General features: G+C 46.6%; 19 protein-coding genes and 1 riboswitch. Of the genes, 5 read left to right on the top strand and 14 right to left on the bottom strand.

Going from position 1 to position 19,272, the window contains the following annotated elements; genetic code table 11:
• The first annotated feature begins 48 nt into the window (after positions 1–48).
• The gene (locus tag ACWNM1_RS24160; protein ID WP_449602933.1) at positions 49–1,350 is read left to right on the top strand and encodes an aminotransferase class I/II-fold pyridoxal phosphate-dependent enzyme; all 1,302 of its coding nucleotides are present in this window, start codon (positions 49–51) and stop codon (positions 1,348–1,350) included.
• Positions 1,351–1,498: 148 nt separating this feature from the next.
• The gene (locus ACWNM1_RS24155; protein ID WP_212567871.1) at positions 1,499–1,618 is read left to right on the top strand and encodes a YjcZ family sporulation protein; all 120 of its coding nucleotides are present in this window, start codon (positions 1,499–1,501) and stop codon (positions 1,616–1,618) included.
• 141 nt (positions 1,619–1,759) lie between these two features.
• On the opposite strand, the gene ACWNM1_RS24150 is transcribed toward ACWNM1_RS24155, so the two are convergent.
• The 5 genes from ACWNM1_RS24150 to ACWNM1_RS24130 all read right to left on the bottom strand — a co-directional run bounded on the left by ACWNM1_RS24150 (position 1,760) and on the right by ACWNM1_RS24130 (position 6,585).
• Complete coding sequence (locus ACWNM1_RS24150; RefSeq protein ID WP_449602932.1) at positions 1,760–2,980, bottom strand: ABC transporter permease; 1,221 nt, start codon at positions 2,978–2,980, stop codon at positions 1,760–1,762.
• A gap of 1 nt (position 2,981) precedes the next feature.
• Complete coding sequence (locus ACWNM1_RS24145; RefSeq protein ID WP_076285232.1) at positions 2,982–3,728, bottom strand: ABC transporter ATP-binding protein; 747 nt, start codon at positions 3,726–3,728, stop codon at positions 2,982–2,984.
• The gene (locus ACWNM1_RS24140; protein WP_449602931.1) at positions 3,725–5,227 is read right to left on the bottom strand and encodes a DEAD/DEAH box helicase; all 1,503 of its coding nucleotides are present in this window, start codon (positions 5,225–5,227) and stop codon (positions 3,725–3,727) included. Before ACWNM1_RS24140 ends, ACWNM1_RS24145 begins: the two co-directional genes overlap by 4 nt.
• Positions 5,228–5,324: 97 nt before the next feature.
• The gene (locus ACWNM1_RS24135) at positions 5,325–6,101 is read right to left on the bottom strand and encodes an SDR family NAD(P)-dependent oxidoreductase (RefSeq protein WP_076300333.1); all 777 of its coding nucleotides are present in this window, start codon (positions 6,099–6,101) and stop codon (positions 5,325–5,327) included.
• Positions 6,102–6,129: 28 nt separating this feature from the next.
• The gene (locus tag ACWNM1_RS24130) at positions 6,130–6,585 is read right to left on the bottom strand and encodes a chemotaxis protein CheX (RefSeq protein ID WP_042130872.1); all 456 of its coding nucleotides are present in this window, start codon (positions 6,583–6,585) and stop codon (positions 6,130–6,132) included.
• Between the two features lie 253 nt (positions 6,586–6,838).
• Between ACWNM1_RS24130 and ACWNM1_RS24125 the strand changes: the two genes are divergently transcribed.
• Both ACWNM1_RS24125 and ACWNM1_RS24120 read left to right on the top strand, forming a co-directional pair.
• Positions 6,839–7,741: a LysR family transcriptional regulator gene (locus tag ACWNM1_RS24125; protein ID WP_042191539.1), complete on the top strand. Its 903-nt coding sequence runs from the start codon at positions 6,839–6,841 to the stop codon at positions 7,739–7,741.
• Positions 7,742–7,810: 69 nt separating this feature from the next.
• Complete coding sequence (locus tag ACWNM1_RS24120) at positions 7,811–8,620, top strand: histidinol-phosphatase (RefSeq protein ID WP_449602930.1); 810 nt, start codon at positions 7,811–7,813, stop codon at positions 8,618–8,620.
• Positions 8,621–8,719: 99 nt separating this feature from the next.
• Here the strand turns inward: ACWNM1_RS24120 and ACWNM1_RS24115 are convergent, their stop codons facing one another.
• From ACWNM1_RS24115 to ACWNM1_RS24085, 7 genes are all read right to left on the bottom strand, one after another.
• Entirely contained in the window at positions 8,720–9,460 is a 741-nt protein-coding gene (locus tag ACWNM1_RS24115) for an NADPH-dependent oxidoreductase (protein ID WP_042191544.1), read from the bottom strand.
• Positions 9,461–9,634: 174 nt separating this feature from the next.
• Complete coding sequence (locus ACWNM1_RS24110; protein WP_449602929.1) at positions 9,635–10,177, bottom strand: GNAT family N-acetyltransferase; 543 nt, start codon at positions 10,175–10,177, stop codon at positions 9,635–9,637.
• A 34-nt stretch (positions 10,178–10,211) separates the two neighbouring features.
• A complete protein-coding gene (locus ACWNM1_RS24105) occupies positions 10,212–11,156 on the bottom strand; it encodes a metallophosphoesterase (protein ID WP_449602928.1) in 945 nt (314 codons plus the stop codon).
• 19 nt (positions 11,157–11,175) lie between these two features.
• Entirely contained in the window at positions 11,176–11,967 is a 792-nt protein-coding gene (locus ACWNM1_RS24100) for a DUF3891 family protein (protein ID WP_449602927.1), read from the bottom strand.
• Between the two features lie 188 nt (positions 11,968–12,155).
• Entirely contained in the window at positions 12,156–12,920 is a 765-nt protein-coding gene (sdhB, locus tag ACWNM1_RS24095; protein ID WP_042130877.1) for a succinate dehydrogenase iron-sulfur subunit, read from the bottom strand.
• Positions 12,921–12,995: 75 nt separating this feature from the next.
• Complete coding sequence (gene sdhA / locus ACWNM1_RS24090; RefSeq protein WP_449602926.1) at positions 12,996–14,738, bottom strand: succinate dehydrogenase flavoprotein subunit; 1,743 nt, start codon at positions 14,736–14,738, stop codon at positions 12,996–12,998.
• Between the two features lie 68 nt (positions 14,739–14,806).
• Entirely contained in the window at positions 14,807–15,472 is a 666-nt protein-coding gene (locus ACWNM1_RS24085) for a succinate dehydrogenase cytochrome b558 subunit (RefSeq protein ID WP_449602925.1), read from the bottom strand.
• A 401-nt stretch (positions 15,473–15,873) separates the two neighbouring features.
• Between ACWNM1_RS24085 and ACWNM1_RS24080 the strand changes: the two genes are divergently transcribed.
• Positions 15,874–16,776, top strand: a complete 903-nt coding sequence (locus ACWNM1_RS24080; protein ID WP_149644994.1) for a LysR family transcriptional regulator — start codon at positions 15,874–15,876, stop codon at positions 16,774–16,776.
• 72 nt (positions 16,777–16,848) lie between these two features.
• Here ACWNM1_RS24080 and ACWNM1_RS24075 read toward each other — a convergent pair whose 3' ends face one another.
• Together ACWNM1_RS24075 and ACWNM1_RS24070 are read right to left on the bottom strand one after the other, a co-directional pair.
• The gene (locus ACWNM1_RS24075) at positions 16,849–17,517 is read right to left on the bottom strand and encodes a potassium channel family protein (RefSeq protein WP_449602924.1); all 669 of its coding nucleotides are present in this window, start codon (positions 17,515–17,517) and stop codon (positions 16,849–16,851) included.
• 13 nt (positions 17,518–17,530) lie between these two features.
• Positions 17,531–18,826, bottom strand: coding sequence for a TrkH family potassium uptake protein (locus ACWNM1_RS24070; RefSeq protein ID WP_449602940.1), 1,296 nt, complete (start codon positions 18,824–18,826; stop codon positions 17,531–17,533).
• Positions 18,827–18,960: 134 nt separating this feature from the next.
• Positions 18,961–19,142, bottom strand: a riboswitch (cyclic di-AMP (ydaO/yuaA leader).
• Positions 19,143–19,272 lie beyond the last annotated feature (130 nt).

Here is a 19,272-nt window from a genome sequence, read left to right as displayed (position 1 = left end):
CAATGTTAACAGTATGTATCCCCAAAGAACCCTGGAAGGATGAAACTGATGAATCCACTAGCTGGACAATTAAACGAAAGTATCAAAGCAGGAAATGAACATGTATATGATATGCTCTCTACGCTTGGCAAAGAAATTTACTTCCCTAAGGAGGGTATCCTGAGTCAATCTGCTGAAGCAGGAGCTCACGCCAAGAAATACAACGCAACCATCGGTATTGCTACCGAAGGCGGTGTACCTATGCACCTCGGCGTCATTCAGGATAAACTTTCCGCTTACAGCCCTAAGGATCTGTATAGTTACGCTCCTCCAGCAGGTAAACCAGAGCTGCGTACTGTATGGCGTGAAAAGATGCTGCGCGAAAATCCATCGCTAGAAGGTAAAACCATCAGCAATCCTGTTGTAACCAACGCACTGACTCATGGGCTTAGCATTGTCGCTGACCTCTTCGCTGAGCCAGGTGACGCTATCATCTACCCAGATAAGAACTGGGAAAACTATGAACTAACCTTCGGAATTCGCCGCCATGGGGAGACCGTTAACTATCCGCTTTTTACAGAAGAAATGACCTTTAACAGTGCGGGTCTTGAAGAAGCACTACTGGCTCAAAAAGAACGCGGAAAAGCGATCGTTCTGCTGAACTTCCCTAACAATCCTACAGGATATACTCCAGGGATTAAGGAAGGCGATGAAATCGTCGCAGCTATCCTTCGTGCGGCTGAGGAAGGCATTAACGTAGTTGTCGTAAGTGATGATGCCTACTTCGGACTGTTCTTTGAAGACTCACTAAAGGAATCATTATTCGGTAAGCTTGCTCATCTGCACCCACGTGTGCTTCCAATCAAAATTGACGGTGCAACCAAAGAAGAGTTCGTCTGGGGCTTCCGGGTTGGCTTCATCACTTATGCCTCGGAAGATAAGGATTTGCTGGCTGCATTGGAGCAAAAAACATTAGGCATCATTCGCGCCACTATTTCCAGCGGTGCACACCCATCACAGACCTTCGTATTGGATGCACTGAAATCTCCACAATTCGAAGAACAGAAGGAAGAGAAGTTCCAAATCATGAAGGGCCGTGCGAATAAAGTAAAATCACTGCTCGATAGCGGCAAATACGGCGATGATGTATGGACGTATTATCCTTTTAACTCCGGCTATTTCATGTGTCTGAAGCTGCATACTGTTTCGGCTGAAGCTCTGCGGCTTCACCTGATTCATAATTACGGACTGGGCACTATCGCTCTCGGTGAAACAGATCTGCGGATTGCTTTCTCTTGTATCGAAGAAGAACAGCTCGAAGATCTGTTCGATCTTGTATACGCAGGCGTTCGTGATCTGGAAAAAGCTTAACAAATCTTTCATATTCCTTACAATCAGCTCCGTTTCTACGGGGCTGATTTTTTTCTGGACTCCTCCGGCATTGGCCTATACATGCTTCTCTCTCCGCACATACAATACGATGTACTCAAGTACAACACACACCGAAAGGGGAATGAACATGAGCGAAGAAGTAAGAGGCGGATTTAACGGTTGTTGTGGCGGCGGATTCACAAGCACTGGCGCCATTCTGGTTCTCTTTATCCTGCTGGTAATCATCAGCCGTTCACTCTTTGTCTAACTAGAGATGACTGTCTCGGGAGAGAGCCTTGCGCTCTTTCCCTTTTCCAGTGGTACACCTCATTCCCCACACAAAAAAAGGCTCCCTCATCCGTAGAATCCTCTACTTTTGAGAAAGCCTTTTTTATTGTGAATGCATTCCTTACAAATCCTCGTCAACCATCCGTGCCGCTTTGCGGGACAAGTATCCCTTAAACAGAAAGGATACCAGAATCCCTGCTGCAAATGTACCAATCACTGGTAGTAGGCGGTCGCCTATAGAGGCTAAGAAAGGTAAACCAAGAATCAGTGCCACTACCAGATGCGCGCGGAATACGAATTGCGTTGTGTTATCCGCCTTACTGCCTTCAGGAAAGGGATACACTGTCAGCCAAAAAGACTCACTGTGCAATTTGCGGAGTGCCGACAATTGTACACCAATAATGAACAGGAAGAACAAATAGATGGCGGTACCGAAGTAGCTGTCATGATTCAACCAATTCAGCAGCAAAGCCAGCACCGAAATCCGCATTATGATTCCGAAGATATCTCCTCGGGCGAAGCTTTTGGTCAGCAGATAGCGGTAAGCCGTCTCCTTACGCCAAGGCAGCCGAGCCCCCCATTTGGAAAGATAACGACGAGGATATACCCGTTGCTCACGGCCCGGTACATCCACGAACCAACCCAGAACCATCAGGGCGCGTCCACCTTGATTTTTTTCCATGGCGATTAGTCTTTCCCAAGGTACGGCGTGGCGTCCAGGTACGGATAGTGCAACAAGATAGGCTGCTGCTAATAGCGCCATAAATATCAGGCTTCTACCGGCAGGCTGCCACAACCAAGCGGCAATAATTAATCCTCCTACTGCCCAGCGTAAGAAAGTAAATATGCCTGCCATCGGACGCGACAACATAGCTATCTCTTTCCATAAGCCGTAACTCGCGATTAGCTTCACAGCAATCAGAATCAATATTGTAAATAACAGCCGCTTAGGCGAGTCATCTGTACGTATGTACAACGGCCAAAGGGTAATGAGTACAAATAACAATCGAACAATCTTCCATACGTTACCACTCACCCACGAAGGTGCGAAATATTCCTTCATTCGATGTCCTTGAGGCAATAGAAAGATCGTATCCGGAGTCTGCAAATAAGTGCGGAAGCTGCTATTTACTGCTGCAGGCAGCAGTATTGCAAGCATAATCCAGCGGATGGGAATGCCTTCAGGCACATTCTGTAACAACGATGTATACCAAGCAGAGAAGACAATCAACACAAAGAGGAAGACCATAGCTACGCCGCTTTGAATGATATATCCCACATAAGGAAGCATACTTCCCATGAATCGACCTCGCCGCGTGCGCCGCAGCTCTTTCAAATCCATATTATTTCCCTCCCTGAACCAGCTCGTAGAACAGCTGCTCCAAAGTCAGCCCCTGTAGTCCAGTGGTTGCCGCAATTTCTGCCAGCGTTCCCTGAGCAATCACCTTACCTCTATGCAGTACAATAAAGCGGTCGCAATAATTCTCAATGGTAGAAAGAATATGAGAGCTAAGCAGAATAGAGGAACCTGATTTTTTCAGATCCATCATGAAATCAAGCAGAGAGCGAATCCCGAGCGGATCCAGTCCTAAAAAGGGCTCATCGATCACATATAACGCAGGGCGTGCCACGAAAGCGCACATGATCATAACCTTCTGCTTCATCCCTTTGGATAGATGAGTCGACAACGTGTCCATCTTATCTTCCATATGGAACAGCTTGGCTAGATGTAAGGTGCGAGTTTCGTAGTCACTTTGTTCTACCCCATACGCTCTTGCTGTAAATTCAACATGCTCACGTACTGTCATTTCATCATACAGAAGAGGCGATTCAGGTACAAAACTCAAAGCATTGTGATATCCGATGGGATCTTCAGCACGAGTCTTGCCCTTTACTGTGATATCGCCCTTATGGGGCGACATCAACCCTAGAATATGCTTCATGGTCGTACTTTTTCCTGCTCCATTTAAACCAATTAAACCAACCATTTCGCCAGGCTGCACCTGAAGTGCAATATCATGCAGCACCGGCTTATTCAGGCTGTATCCACCACTGAGGCCCGTAATTTGCAATACGGGAGAATTATTCATTGACCGTCACCTCTCGGAGTTTTGTCTTTCAACCACTTTGGTGCTCCTTTATTCTTACGGTTCTTCTCACGTTCCGCATTGCTGCTGCGTTTGCTTCGTGCAGGAGTAGCACCTCCACGCGCGCCTGCAGAAGGGTTCACACTGCGCTGAGAATCGCGCTGTGATTCTACGCTTGCCTCATTTGTCTGGATCGTTGCCAGTCTTTTAACAGGTTGCTGCTCTGTGCTGGTTGTAGACGGCTGAGTTCCCGCATTCCCAGATGTTCGCGCCTGTGGCTTACTGCTGCGCGGAGAAGAAGCATCGCGGCGTTGTCCGCTGCTCTCATTTCGTCCCCGTCCACTATTCAAAGCGTTGCGCGCTTCATCTGCTGCTAGCACCTTGCCACCGACCATTTCCCGCTCTTCAAGGGCAATATCCAGTTCACGCGCAAATTTACGCATAATAAAGGTTTGCTGCTCTGTCACAATCGTTACGGATAATCCGCGTTTTCCCATCCGACCCGTACGACCCGCACGGTGTACATAATGCTCGGAATCAAAGGCAGGATCGAAGCTAACTACCAGTGACAAATTCTCAATATCCAGTCCTCTGGCAGCTACATCACTGGCAACAAGCACACGGAACTTCCCTTCACGGAAACGTGACAGTACATTACTGCGCGTTACTTTATCAGCATCACCGTAAAGTGCGGCTGCGGTCAGTCCAAGATGGTTTAGCTTAGCCTCTACCTCTGCAATATCATCAGTCGCATTCACGAACACAATCGCCTTATCTGGATTGTAATGACGGATGACCCGACGCAGCATGTCTATTTTGTTGCGTTCTTCAGTAACAACGTAGTGATGCTCTAAACTCTCTGCTGTCATGACACCAGGAGCAATTCCAACCTCTGCCGGGTTCTTCATTTCACGATTTGCCAAGGCTTTCGTCTCCGGACCAATGGTTGCAGACAGCATAACGAGCTGGCGTGAACGCAGTGCGCTGCTAACAATTTTAGTTACCTCTCCGGCCCCGCTTAGCTGAAACATTTGGTCCGCTTCATCTAGAACAATTGTGCTGACTTCATGCATCTTTAACTTGCGAAGACCAATCAATTCGCGAATCCGGCCAGGAGTTCCCACAACAAGCTGTGGATGCTCACGCAGTTTGTCAATCTGGCGTTTGATGGCTGCCCCGCCAATAAGACCCATTACTCGAATCCCACGGTGTTCGCCATAACGTTCCGCCTCACGTAAGATTTGCATCGCCAGCTCCTGTGTAGGGGCGAGCACCAGCTTTTGGACCACCTTCTGCTCCGGATTGATCGTTTGAAGCAGAGGCAACAGATAGGCCAAGGTTTTACCCGTTCCAGTCTGGGAAGCAGCAATAACATCTCTTCCCTCCAGCAGAAGTGGAATCGTCTGCTCTTGTACAGGGGATGGAGCGTTAATACCGAATTCCGACAATCGGGCAACTAGGTCTTCCTGAATGCCGATAGCCGCAAAAGAAGCTTTATTCATAAGTGTAATTCATCCTTTTCGCTTGAGATAATATCTTCATTATATGCCAAAAAGGCCTCTCCACCAAATGGAAGGCCAATAATGCTGACGGCAGGCTCTATTTTCTGTTCATCGCATTATAAGTAAGCTTGTCCGCCAGGCGAGGAAACAGACCATAAAGCCGAATACCAAACCCTGCCAGACCCGGAAGATCAATCTCTTCTTTGCCAGTTTCCATGACCTTTACGATCTTGGAAGAGACATGTTCTGGTGTCATCATCATCCGAGCTACGCTCTTTTCATAATTGCCGGAAGGGTCAGCCGTTTTGAAAAAATCAGTGGCAATGGGACCAGGGTTCACAGCCGAAACGATGATTCCGCTCTTCCGCAGCTCCTGACGGAGTGCATTCGTGAATCCGAGAACAGCATGCTTGGTGGCTGTATAGGCTACCGATTTGGCTGTACCGATCTTCCCTGCCATAGAAGCCACATTTACGATCTGGCCACTTCCCCGCTCTAACATATGTGGAACAACAGCCTTCGTACAGCGAACAATCCCCATATAGTTAACATCCATCATATCATCAAACTCATGAGGCTCCATCTCTGTAAAAGCGGCGAATTTACCGTACCCAGCATTATTTAGCAAAATATCAATTCTGCCGTAAGTCGCCAAAATTTGAGCAAAGGTCTCTTGTACACCGTCGGCATCTGTTACATCGCATGTATACAGTCCAAAAACGCCCGGAATACCGGCCGCTGTTTCTTTCAACTTCGCTTCGGAACGTGCCAAAAGGATTGGAATCGCACCTTGCTTACTAAGCATTTGTGCGGTTAATGCACCAATACCGCTGGATGCTCCTGTAATCACAACAACCTTATCTTTAAGTACCATAAAAAGTATTTCAGCTCCTAACTCTTGCCTAAGAGATCATCACCTGAATATCCATCTCTCCAACCCCATCCATCAACAATGGAATACTAAGTGCTCTGCGAGGCAAAAAGGACATGCTCTCAAGCTTCATAATTTGGGGAGGACTTATATCCACTGAGACCCCCTGATTATATAGAATCGTACTAGCATTTCCACTGATCATATTGCCCAGCTCTGAAATTGCACTCTGACCCATCTCATCCATCTCTGTAATCACATAGCCACCCATCATAATCGATACCATTCGCAAGGCTACCTGCTCTGCGATACCAAATATAATATTTCCGCTCAGCTGGCCTGTCATTCCCACTTGAATCCATATATGATTATCGATCAATTCAATTTCTTTGATGCCTAAATTCCCAGTGGAAGGCGAGACCTGAATCACTTGTTCTATAACTGTCCGTGCAGATTCTAAAAACGGATTAATTACTTCTGCTTTCATGAAAGTCCTGTCTCCCCCTTTATCGTGCTTTAGTCATATACCAAAAGTCCCAAGTAATATGGATTTATTATACTTTATATATCGGCACAATTCAGCAAAAATTAATGTACATGTCGAATTCGAACCCAAGTTTGTTTATGTTGCAACATTGCTCTGTCGGGTATTATCTCCTATAATTTAAATCAAATGCCAACATGGAACGTAATATTTCACCCCATCACTTTTATATTTGCTTGTCCAAAGGAGGTATTCCATGAACATCAGCCAGCTGGAGACACTAATAACGATCTCCAAAACGATGAGCTTTCGCAAGGCCGGAGAACTGCTTAACTTGACCCAACCAGCGGTTTCAGCACAAATCAAGAGCCTTGAAGAAGAGTTCAAAACACAGCTGGTTGACCGGAACCAGCCTGTTACGTTAACCGATCGAGGAACTGTATTTCTGGAGCATGCGGAACAAATTGTGACGATTGTCGAGGAGCTTAAACAGAGACTTGCGGACCTTGAAGATAATCCCCAAGGACATATTATTCTCGGCACTACTACCTCTATCGCCATTCAAATTTTACCGCGTATTTTGTCCTATTTTAAAGACCAGTTCCCTCATATCAAAACATCTATTTCCTCTATGTCCTCGTCTCAAATTTATCAACATGTCGAGAATGGCATTGTCGATGTCGGCATTGGCTATTTGATCGGACGTAGTCCGAGTATGACTACTTCCATTCTTTATTATGATACATTCGAGTTGGTGGTCTCACCTAGACACCCCCTGGCTCAAGTTAAGACTGCGGGTATAGAAGCCCTAAACAAAACCCCGCTAATTCTGCTCTCACCGGATACAGTGGGCCGTAAATTTGCTGACGAGGTATTCTCCAAGCATGGCATAGAGCCACAGGTAATTATGGAACTGACCAGCAGCGAGGAAGTGAAACGGATGGTAGAACTCGATTTAGGTGCAGCCATTATTTCCAAGCAGTCAGTGACCGCTGAGGTGCGAGCCGGTTCCCTCAAAATTGTGCCTATTATTGAATTGGAAGTCACGCATCCTGTTGGCGTCATAACGAAGTCTGGAAAATACGTGAACTCAGCCATGAGACAGTTTCTCAGCGATCTCAAAGGTATGCCGGAGACACAATTTATTGGGTCTGAATAAAAAACACCCAAAAGTGGAATCGATACTTCTGAGCTAATTGCATAACCTTGTTTAAAGGAGTTGATCTTGATGAAATTTGACCTGCATACACATCATTTTCGCTGTGGCCATGCCGATGGAACGATTAGAGATTATATCGAAGCCGGAATTTCAGCAGGTTTAGGGGTAATAGGCATTTCAGACCACACCCCATATTTCGGAAGCCCATCCGAGCAAGCTTTTCCTCTAATTGCTATGGGTAAGTCCGAATTCTCAAACTATGTTGAGGAAGTCCTCTCCCTCAAAAAAGAATACGAAGGTGTAATCGACGTTCTGCTAGGTATTGAATCAGACTACTTCCCTGAGCATGCCGAGCTTTACCGCAAAACATTATCCGCCTACCCTTTTGATTATGTGATTGGATCGGTACATAGTGTTGGTGGCGTCAGTATCTTTAACAAGGGTCGCTGGAAAAGGCTTAGCAAAAATGAACAGATTCGTGTGAAGTCTGATTATTATCGATTGATTGCTGATTCCGCCCGCAGTGGCATGTTTCAAATTCTCGGACACATTGATGCGATGAAGGGAAATTATCCTGCTTTTTCAGAAATTCCTGCTCCAAAGCCAATTGATGACTGTCTGCAAGTAATTAGTGAATGCGGCGTGGCGATCGAAATTAATACCTCAGGCGGAACCAAGCTGGTTGGCGGTTGGTATCCATCAGAAGATATACTGGAGCGTGCACATCATTTTGGCGTTGAGGTTACTTTCGGTTCGGATGCGCATAAGCCGTCCCGAGTCGCAGAAGACCGAGATGCGGTAGCTGCACAGCTGAAAGCGATAGGTTTTACACATTGGGTTTATTACAAGCAGCGCGAGAAAATTAAAGTTTCACTGTAAAGATTTCTTATATTTTGAACAAATGCACCAAGCGTTATTGGTTTAGGGGTGGGGTTACCCTCCGTTAAACCAATCTCCGCTTGGTGCATTTTCGTTTATTTATAGGTTATCGCAAGTAAACCCTTGCTGCTTCAGGGTGCGCTTCGCATCCCCATATTCCGGGTTGATATCGTAAAAATGAGCAATCGTGCTCGTCCAATCTCTCTCCGTTAATCCCTGCTGCTGCATATATTCACGGTGGGTTTGATTATACGCCTCCAGGAGGCCTTCCACATCTGGATTGTATTGTTCCTCATGAAACACCGCTTCCAGCGGCAGCCGCGGCTTCTGTGCGGTCTCTTCGGCTGGATAACCGACACAGAGCCCGACGATAGGGAATACGTACTCCGGCAGCTTCAATAGATCAATAACGCCTGCTGTATTGCGCCGGACACCCCCAATAGGGATGATCCCGAGTCCCATGGATTCTGCCGCTGCAATCGCGTTAGCCACTGAGATACCGACATCTGTAGCTCCAACGAGCAGAGCATCTACATCTTTTACCGCTTCAAAAGACTTGCCTTCCACTTTACTTGCTAATTTCGCTCTATAGAAGTCCATGCAGAACACCAGAAAGACGGGGGCTGCTGCTACATGCTTCTGATTGCCGCACAAGACCGAAAGCTGCTGCTTACGCGCAGGATCCTTGATAGCTATAATGGAGACCTGCTGTCCATGAACCCATGAGGGCGCTGCTTGGGCGGATTCGATCATTATCTTTAGCTTATCCGGCTCCACTTGTAGATCAGAATACTGCCGGAAAGAACGGTGATTCATTAACGTCTGTATTACATCATTCAAGATGTTACGCCTCCTTCTCAATTCATTCGACTGTTTGTTAATCATAAACGATCGGATCAGGTCCTGACAAAAAAAATGGACCCGAATCATCGGGTCCCAAAGCAGTATATTTTTAAAAGGGGGTCATGTACTTAGTTTAACCGGACACTGTTAGAGTTTCATAACGGCATTATTTCATTTGTGTAACAATGTGAATACTTTCATTACATCGTCCAAGGAGCCTACTCTGGGCATCACCCGCTCCAGCATCATGCCGTTCTTAAGCATCACACGTTCGGATCGAATATTATCTCCTCGGCAGCGCCCTTCGATCCGTGTGATTCCAAGCGTATGAACACTGTAATTTAAAAATAAGCCAACCGCCTCTGTCGCCAATCCGCCTCCCCAGTACGCCGGGTCTAGCATATATCCTAAAGTGGCCTTGCCCTCACGGCGGTTCCAATGCTGTAAAGCAACAATACCGATCAACTTCTGCTGCTCCTTCAAATAGATACCCGCATGTAACGCACAAGGATCGAATGCGAATAACATCCGGTTCACCAGCTTCTCCACCTGAGCAAGGTCTGATCCAGCTCCGGTGCGTATTTGAATATGTGCCTGCACTTCTGGATAGGAGAGCAGTTGCTGCAAATGACAAGCATCCTCGGGCGGAATCATCCTAAGGTCAACCGCCATACCTTGTTGCGTCTGGAACGATACTACCTCATAAGTGCTCATACTCTCTCCTCCTCCATGCAGCTAAAATATCAGCCTATTCATCCGATGAATGGTGCAATGTCAGCACCGTTAATTCAGGCCTACATAGAAAACGAAAAGGCATGACTGTTTCGCCAAAACCTCTATTCACATACACTGGCATGCGCTTGGTATCTGTATAATACAATCCATTTATGTACTTTTGAGACCCATAAGGGGTGAATGGCGCACCTACAAACGGCAGGCGAATCTGTCCTCCATGGCTGTGCCCGGATAGCTGTAGGTGAAAGGAATGAGCCTGTGCTATATCAGCATAATCCGGTTCATGCATCATCAGAACGGTAAAGGTTCCTGCAGGCACACCCTTGAGTGCCTTCACAGGGTCAGGCTCGCCATGAAGCAGATCATCCAGTCCGGTCACAGCCATAACTGCTCCTCCTCTTTTTAGAAGATAAGATTCATTCCTTAGCACCCGGAACCCAGCAGATGTAAACAACTCGATAATTCGCTTCGTATTCTTGAAATCATGGTTGCCTAGCACCGCATATTTTCCTAGTGGAGCATTCAGCTCTGCCAATACAGGTATGGCATCTACAAGATCCTCAGGGTTGCTGTCCACGATGTCGCCTGTAAAGCATATAAGATCCGGTTCCTCCTTAGCGATACGTTCTGCAAGTCGAGCCAGATCACGGGCATCCTTATTAAACCCAAGGTGAGTATCACTGAAATGGACAACCTTCATGCCTGAAAAAGCAGAGGGAATATCTTTGAAGGACAACTTCAGCTTAGTTACCTGAATCCAGTTGGGCTCCCCTTGCCAAGCGTAACCACTTGTGAGCAAGCCTGCGCCGATTACAGTAGCCGCACCTCGAACCAGGAATTGCCGGCGGGTCATTGTTGTCTTGCTCTTAGATCGACGTCCAGAGGCGCTAGAGTGGGTGCCTTTACCTGAATGATTATTTTTCTTATTGGGAGAAGCCCCAGACGATTGTATCTTCATACGGAGTTTCTCCTTCCCTTCAGCTTTCGTTTAGAGCCGTCAGTACAATTCTACATTCTTCCTCTGGCGTATCACGGTATGCGGGTGCGATGCCTCTATTAGCAATTTCTGATCGTTGGACTCGTTTCAGCATAAAGGCTACTTCCACCGTCTTCTTGAAGGGGAAAGGATCCAGCACTAACGTTGACTTATCTTTCCACTCCACGGTTATCGTACGACCTGACGTAAAACTGAAATCTTCACTGCCAGAGAATCCTTCACGCCACCATGGATGCTCCTCAGATTTCGGACTACCCGGTTCATTTAAAGCCAAATATAGAGATAAGTCATCGCAAAATTCTAAAAGACGAGCATCATAATACAGCTCATCCTCACCAATCGGTTTGGATACTTCCAGCGCTCGGTGAATACGGGATCTACGTTCCTCTTCATGCGCTTGATACAATTTCAGCTCTGGATTATCCAGTCCCGAAATCTTAATGAGTCGTTCAAAATGCAAGCTGCACAGGAGCGCTCCATAGGCTGTCCGCTCCTCGATCTCATCAAGTCCTCGCTTATAAAAGGTCAGCTTCGGCACTACAGGAAAATCAATAAAGGTGTAAGGCGCGTGCTCCGCATCGTTCCAAAAGGGCGTCTCATCCAGATCAATCCAGCCCCGGTCATGTTCAGCTACCGCCCAAAGCACCTCATCCCGACGTCCTTCTTCTGGCACATGCTCTTCCTTGAACCAAATGGCAAGCTCTCCAGCTAACTTCCCGTGATCATGCTGTTTAACCATTACAATTGCTCCATCATGCTCCCGACAAATCACGATTATTCCTCCCTGTTGTTCCATACCTAACGTACGTTAACAATGGATATTATAGCATATGCTATTCATTCTTCTGAGCTAGACGAATTTCCTATTCTCTACCAATTATAAACAAAAAAGCTATCCTCAGCGAATAAAAATCCACCACTCAGGATAGCTCAAGATTAAAGATCTGGCGGCACTACTTATTACACACCTAACCAGCGTTTGAACATATGTTTTGTCGTCTGCTTATTAATTTCTGCAATGGAGGTGGTAAGAGGAATACCTTTTGGACAAGCGCGCACACAGTTCTGTGAGTTACCACAACCGTCAATACCGCCATCTTCCATCAATGCGTCCAATCTTTCATCCGCATTCATTTCACCCGTAGGATGAGCATTGAACAGGCGTACTTGAGAGATGGCTGCGGGTCCGATGAAATCCGTCTTCTCGTTGACATTCGGACAAGCTTCCAAGCATACGCCGCAAGTCATACACTTAGATAATTCATAAGCCCACTGCCGTTTCTTCTCCGGCATACGTGGTCCCGGCCCAAGGTCATACGTACCATCGATTGGAATCCAGGCCTTTACTCGTTTCAGTGCGTTGAACATCCGAGTACGGTCAATCACTAAGTCACGCACCACCGGAAATGTCTTCATTGGCTCAATGCGTACAGGTTGTTCCAGATTGTCTATAAGCGCTGCGCAGGCTTGGCGAGGTTTGCCGTTGATCACCATCGAGCAAGCTCCGCATACTTCTTCTAGACAGTTGGAATCCCAGCATACCGGAACGGTGCTGTCACCTTTGGCATTCACAGGGTTACGCTGAATTTCCATCAAAGCACTAATTACATTCATACCCGGACGATAAGGGAGCTCAAATTCCTCAACATAAGATGAGCTTTGTGGATCGTCCTGGCGGGTGATGATAAACTTTACGTTTTTGGGAGCTGTAGCAGTTTCCGCCATAATGGTTCCCTCCTCAAATTGCCTAATTTTATTTCATGAAGCTTGCCTCGCAAGCTGTTTCACTGCTGGGAAATATTAATCCTTCGAATAATCACGGACCCGTGGAGGGATCAGTGAGACATCGACTTCGTCGTAAGAGATTTGCGGGCCGTCTGCAGTCCAAGCTGCTTTCGTGGTCTTCAAGAATTCCTCATCATTACGATCCGGGAATTCCGGCTTGTAATGAGCGCCGCGGCTCTCATTGCGCATAAGCGCTCCCAGTGTCATCGCTTCGGACAGCTCCAGCATGTTCCACAGCTGACGGGTGAATGCCACACCTTGGTTATTCCAGCGTGACGTATCGTTCATATTGATATTGCGATAGCGTTCTTTAAGCTCTTTGATTTTGCCAATGGTCGCTTCCAGCTTCGGATTGTGCCGTACAACCGTCATATTGGCGGTCATCCATTCGCCCAGTTCCTTGTGAATCACATAAGCATTCTCTGTACCTGACATCGCTAGCAGAGACTCATATTTGTCCGTCTGCTTTTTGTGGAAGTTATCATATACAGAAGAAGAGATATCTTGTGACGATTTCTTCAGACCTTTGATGTATTCAACAGCCTTTGGTCCAGCAACCATACCACCGTAAATGGCAGATACCAGAGAGTTAGCGCCTAGGCGATTCGCTCCATGATATTGATATTCACATTCGCCTGCCGCAAACAGACCAGGAATGTTTGTCATTTGGTTGTAATCAACCCACATACCACCCATGGAATAGTGCACAGCCGGGAAGATTTTCATCGGTATTTTACGAGGGTCATCCCCCATGAATTTTTCGTAAATTTCAATAATCCCGCCAAGCTTCACGTCCAGCTCTTTCGGGTCCTTGTGAGAGAGGTCCAAATACACCATGTTCTCACCGTTAATGCCCAGCCCTTGATCCACACACACATTAAAAATTTCACGTGTAGCAATATCGCGCGGCACCAAGTTACCGTAGGCTGGATATTTCTCTTCAAGGAAATACCACGGCTTTCCGTCTTTATAAGTCCAGATACGACCACCCTCGCCACGTGCCGATTCCGACATTAGGCGGAGCTTGTCATCTCCTGGAATAGCCGTTGGGTGAATCTGTATAAATTCTCCGTTGGCATAGTGTACGCCCTGTTGGTACACCGCACTTGCTGCTGTGCCCGTATTAATTACGGAGTTCGTTGTTTTACCAAAAATAATACCAGGCCCGCCGCTAGCCAATATAACAGCGTCTGCAGGAAAAGTCTCAATCTCCATCGTTTTGAGATTCTGGGCACTTATGCCGCGGCATACACCTTCGTCGTCGATGATGGCCGAGAGGAACTCCCAGTTCTCACGTTTCGTTACAAGACCTTCGGACTCCCAGCGGCGCACCTGCTCATCCAGCGCGTACAGCAGCTGTTGGCCTGTCGTTGCGCCAGCAAATGCCGTACGGTGACGCTTCGTTCCGCCGAAACGACGGAAGTCGAGTAATCCCTCAGGTGTGCGGTTGAACATTACGCCCATCCGGTCCATAAGGTGGATGATACCCGGTGCTGCTTCACACATCGCCTTGACCGGTGGCTGATTCGCCAGGAAGTCACCGCCGTAAACGGTATCGTCGAAATGCTCCCAAGGGGAGTCGCCCTCCCCTTTCGTATTTACTGCACCGTTGATGCCGCCTTGCGCACAAACGGAGTGTGATCTTTTTACAGGAACTAATGAGAATAAATGAACATGTGCACCGGACTCCGCTGCCTTGATGGTAGCCATCAGGCCGGCCAGACCGCCGCCCACAATAATGATATTTGCTGTTGCCATGATAGTTCACTCCCTTTATCGAAAATATCAGAAAGGATTCTGGAATGTAGTCCTGAGAGGGCAATTACTTAGATGAAAGTCTTTATGGACTGAGCTATAGAAGCTGCACTTTGAAATTCAGCATCACGGAAAGTGACTAGCGAAATGAGGAACATAAACGTTACAAGAACAAATATACCGAGACAAAGGTAAGAGGATACCCGCTGTGAACGAGGTCCTACCGTGATTCCCCAGCTGATCAAGAAAGACCATAGGCCGTTTGAGAAGTGAAAGCATGCTGCAACGATACCAATAATGTACAGTGTCAACATCAGTGGTTGAGTCACGATATCATGCATCAGACCGCCCAGCTCTTCATGCTCCACACTACCGACTGCCACCTGAACCCGGGTTTGGAACAAATGCCAAACTATGAAGATAAAGGTAATAATTCCTGTAATGCGTTGCAGCGTATAACGCCAGTTTCTTTCAATGTTGAAACGGTTCAAGTTCGGCTTGGATTGATACGCAATATACAGTCCGTATACGCCATGGTACAGCAGAGGAAGCCATATACCGAACAATTCCAGGAAGAAGACAAGCGGCAGGCTATTCAGCCATATCACGCTGTCAGTGAAACCGGAAGCGCCACCCTCTACAGCCGCAAAATTCGTCATCATGTGCTCAATGAAGAAAGCTCCAAGCGGGATAACGCCTAGCAAGGAATGAATCTTTCTGGAATAAAATCCTTTCATACAAAGTAACCCCTTTCCGATTAAAACAGCGTTTTCATTATTGTGTATTCACCGCCGGAACTACATTTGACACAGGATAACGTAGACTATGTCATGACAAAACGTCTATATTTACCGCTATCCTTGGTTTCCCGGACTTTGTTTTCTTTTTCACAAATTGTGAATATCTTGTGTCACTTTTCATGTTACTCCTTTTTCCCTTATAAGGGAATTGCAATCTAATTATTAAACGTTATACAATAAACGCATAAGAATAGATTTTATATGATAATAATTCTCATTTAGAGAAACAACATTTTCCGACAAATCTTTTATTCCCTTATGGAGCAAGAAGTATTGTCTTCATGGCTATGAATTTCGTCACTACTGTTTATATATTGCACTACGAGAGGAACATAAATATGTTTGACGATTTAGATGTTTTTGCAGCGGTTGTGGAGCACTCCAGCTTGAATCGGGCCTCCCGCCAGCTCAATCTGTCCCAACCCGCCCTATCTCGTAAAATCTCCAAGCTGGAAGAACGGCTGGGTGTCGCGCTATTTAATCGTTATGGCAAGCGTCTGGAGTTAACCGAGGTTGGGCGTCTTACTTATTCCTACGCACTTGAACAACGGCAGCAGCGCTCTAAATTTCTGGAGGCTTTGTCTAAATACAAAGAAGGCGAGCCTAAGCTCGTCACCTTAGGGGCATCACTTACCTCATTGCAGACCACTTTGCCTCCACTAGTTAACGCATATATGGAGAAATACCCAACTGCGGAGCTGAAGCTAATCACAGGCCGAACACATGAAATTGTCTCCTCTGTCAGTGAAGGAAAGTCAGATATAGGTCTGATCGCTTCCTCTATTCAAGAACCTGGACTGCGCTGTATTTCTCTGTTTGAGGATCAACTTCGACTGGTTGTTTCTGAGCATCATCCTTTGAATCAATCTGCCAAGCTAACCATGGATGATCTCTCCCGACTGCCTATGATCCTGTTCTCCAAAGGTACCTGGTACCGCCGTCTAACAGACGATCTGTTCCAGCGCTGTGGAATTGATCCAGACGTTCGGATGGAGATTGACTCCTTCGAAGCCATCGTGCGGCTGCTTCCGACAGTCAATGTGGCAGCGTTACTGCCCAAGTCTTATCTGCGTCCGCAGCTGTTAAACGGCGGTGGGCTGGTCTCTCTGCATATTAAGGAGCTGGAGCAGACTCAGCGAACTACCTGTCTGATTTACCGTGACGATGGGAGCCTGAGTACAGCGGCCCGCAGCCTCGTGCAGGTCACTGAAGAGATGTTTCTGACGGAACGAGAGAAATAGTACATACCTCCGAGTGCAACCATAATTAAAAAAAGCCCTCCGTCCTATGTAAAGGACGGAGGGCTTATCTATTTAATCTTGGTTTACAACTTCATCCTCAAATCGATCAATACTTTCATTAGAACCAATGAGTACCATAACGTCGCCCTCACTCAAATGATCATGTGCCGTTGGAGCCACTATAATTCCACTTTCCCGGTTCAGGGCAACAATACTGCAGCCATATCTCGCTCTTGTATTTAAATCTGACAAGCTTTTCCCGTTCATGCAAGACGGAACGGTTAGCTCGACGATTTTATAATCCTTGGACAGTTCAATATAATCCAGCAAATTGGGTGTCACGAGCTGATGTGCCACACGAATGCCCATATCCCGCTCCGGAAAAATAACCCGGTCCACGCCCAGCCTGGACAACGCACGACCATGAAGGATCGAGATCGCCTTGGCTACTACTTGCTTGACTCCAATCTCTTTTAACAAAATCGCCGCCAGAATACTTCGTTCCATATTGTCGCCAATCGCTACAATCCCACAGTCAAAGTTCCGTACGCCGAGCGAGCGCATAATTCCTTCATCTGTAGCATCAGCCACTACCGCATGCGTCAGATGATCGCTCATATCCTCCACGCGCTCCTCTTGGTGATCGATGCCGAGCACCTCGTAGCCCATTTCCATCAGCTCAAGCGCAAGACTTGAACCGAAGCGGCCTAAGCCGATTACTACAAATTGCTGTGCTTTCATTTCGGATTAACTCCTATCCAATAATTATTTTACCTTCTGGGTGCTTATACAATGGTTTACCCTGTTTTGGTCCTAGCGCATACACTAATGTTAATGGACCTAGGCGACCCGCAAACATCGTCAGACAAATCAGAATCTTGCCGATAACAGACAGTTCAGGTGTAAGCCCCATACTTAGTCCCACCGTAGCAAAGGCTGAGGTCGTCTCAAACAATATTGCTAAGAAATTACTATCCTCTGTTGTGGACAGTAGCATTGATACAGAAAGGACCAATAGTAAAGCCAGTAAAGTTAACGTCAACGCTTTATAGATACGCTCCTGCGCCAATCGATAACGGAACAGCACAACATCTTCACGCCCGCGCAGCATCGCGATTACTGCACCAATCATAATGGTAAAGGTCGTGGTCTTGACCCCGCCACCCGTTGAGCCCGGTGATGCACCAATAAACATAAGAATAACCATAAAGAACTGTGAGGCTTGCCGCAGTCCGGCAATATCCACCGTGTTGGCGCCAGCGGTTCGGGGCGATACGGACTGAAAGAATGCCGATAATATTTTGCCGCCGAAATTTAAATTCCCCAGTGTGCGCTGATTCGTAAATTCAAATATAAAAATAACCAAAGCGCCGATAAGAATAAGCCCTGCAGTGGTGGAGAGTACAACTTTGCTATGCAAAGATAATTTACGTTTGACACGAAACTCCACCAGATCCGACATGACAATAAAACCAATACCGCCAGAGACAATCAGAAACATCACCACAATGTTCACTAGCGGGTCATATACATAATCGGTTAAACTCCGGAAATCCCCGAAAATATCAAATCCAGCATTATTAAACATAGACACCGCATGAAATATTCCAAAATAAATGGCCTTTCCCAGTGGCATATCAAACGCCCAGCGTAAGGACAGAAGCACCGCTGCACAGCCTTCTATGACCAAGGAATAAATAAGTACTCTCCGGATCAGTCGAACAATCCCCTCCATAGAGCCTTGGTTCATTGCTTCTTGAAGGATCAGTCTGTCCCGCAAGGAAATTTTGCGTTTCATCATCATGGCAAATAAGGTCGCCATTGTCATAAACCCTAAGCCGCCCACCTGGATAAGCACCATAATTACGGTTTTCCCAAAAATGGTGAATGTCGTCCCGGTGTCCAGCACCACAAGTCCTGTCACACAGGTGGCCGATGTTGCAGTAAACAACGCATCAATAAAACTCACAACATTCCCGCTGGTACTTGAAATGGGAAGCATAAGCAGCAAGGCTCCAATCAGAATGATCGATGCAAAACCAAGCACCATAATCTGAGGCGGAGAGAGCTTCAGAAACTTTGATTCAGAAACCCTGCGAAACTGTGAAGCCACTACGCTCACCCTCTTATCTAAATTTAAAGAATTCCAACAAAAAAAGCACTGGAAAACCAATGCTAACCTTGGTTCCTGCAGTAAATTAGCCTACGAGGTTAGCTGACGGATTCGGACTGTGCAGGCTGCCCTATTCGTTCCTAGAACGAAATTCACCCCTGATGAATAAAGACAACGCCTATGGCGTATACTCATCTTTTCATCACTTCTTATGGTTCCCCCGTTTTCACCTGAAATTCGGCTATATACAATTGCATACAAATTATATATGTTATTTCGATAAATCACAAAGACACTATTAATGGTGATTCATATGAAAAATGCGGTTTGGAGAGGATGTACCACTAGGAGTGCCTTTTCTCATCACTTTTCCGTGTTTTCCC

It is taken from the genome of Paenibacillus sp. Marseille-Q9583 (genome assembly GCF_976954365.1).
Note: the sequence above shows the minus strand (reverse complement) of the source record. Positions and strands in the feature narration are given on the sequence as shown.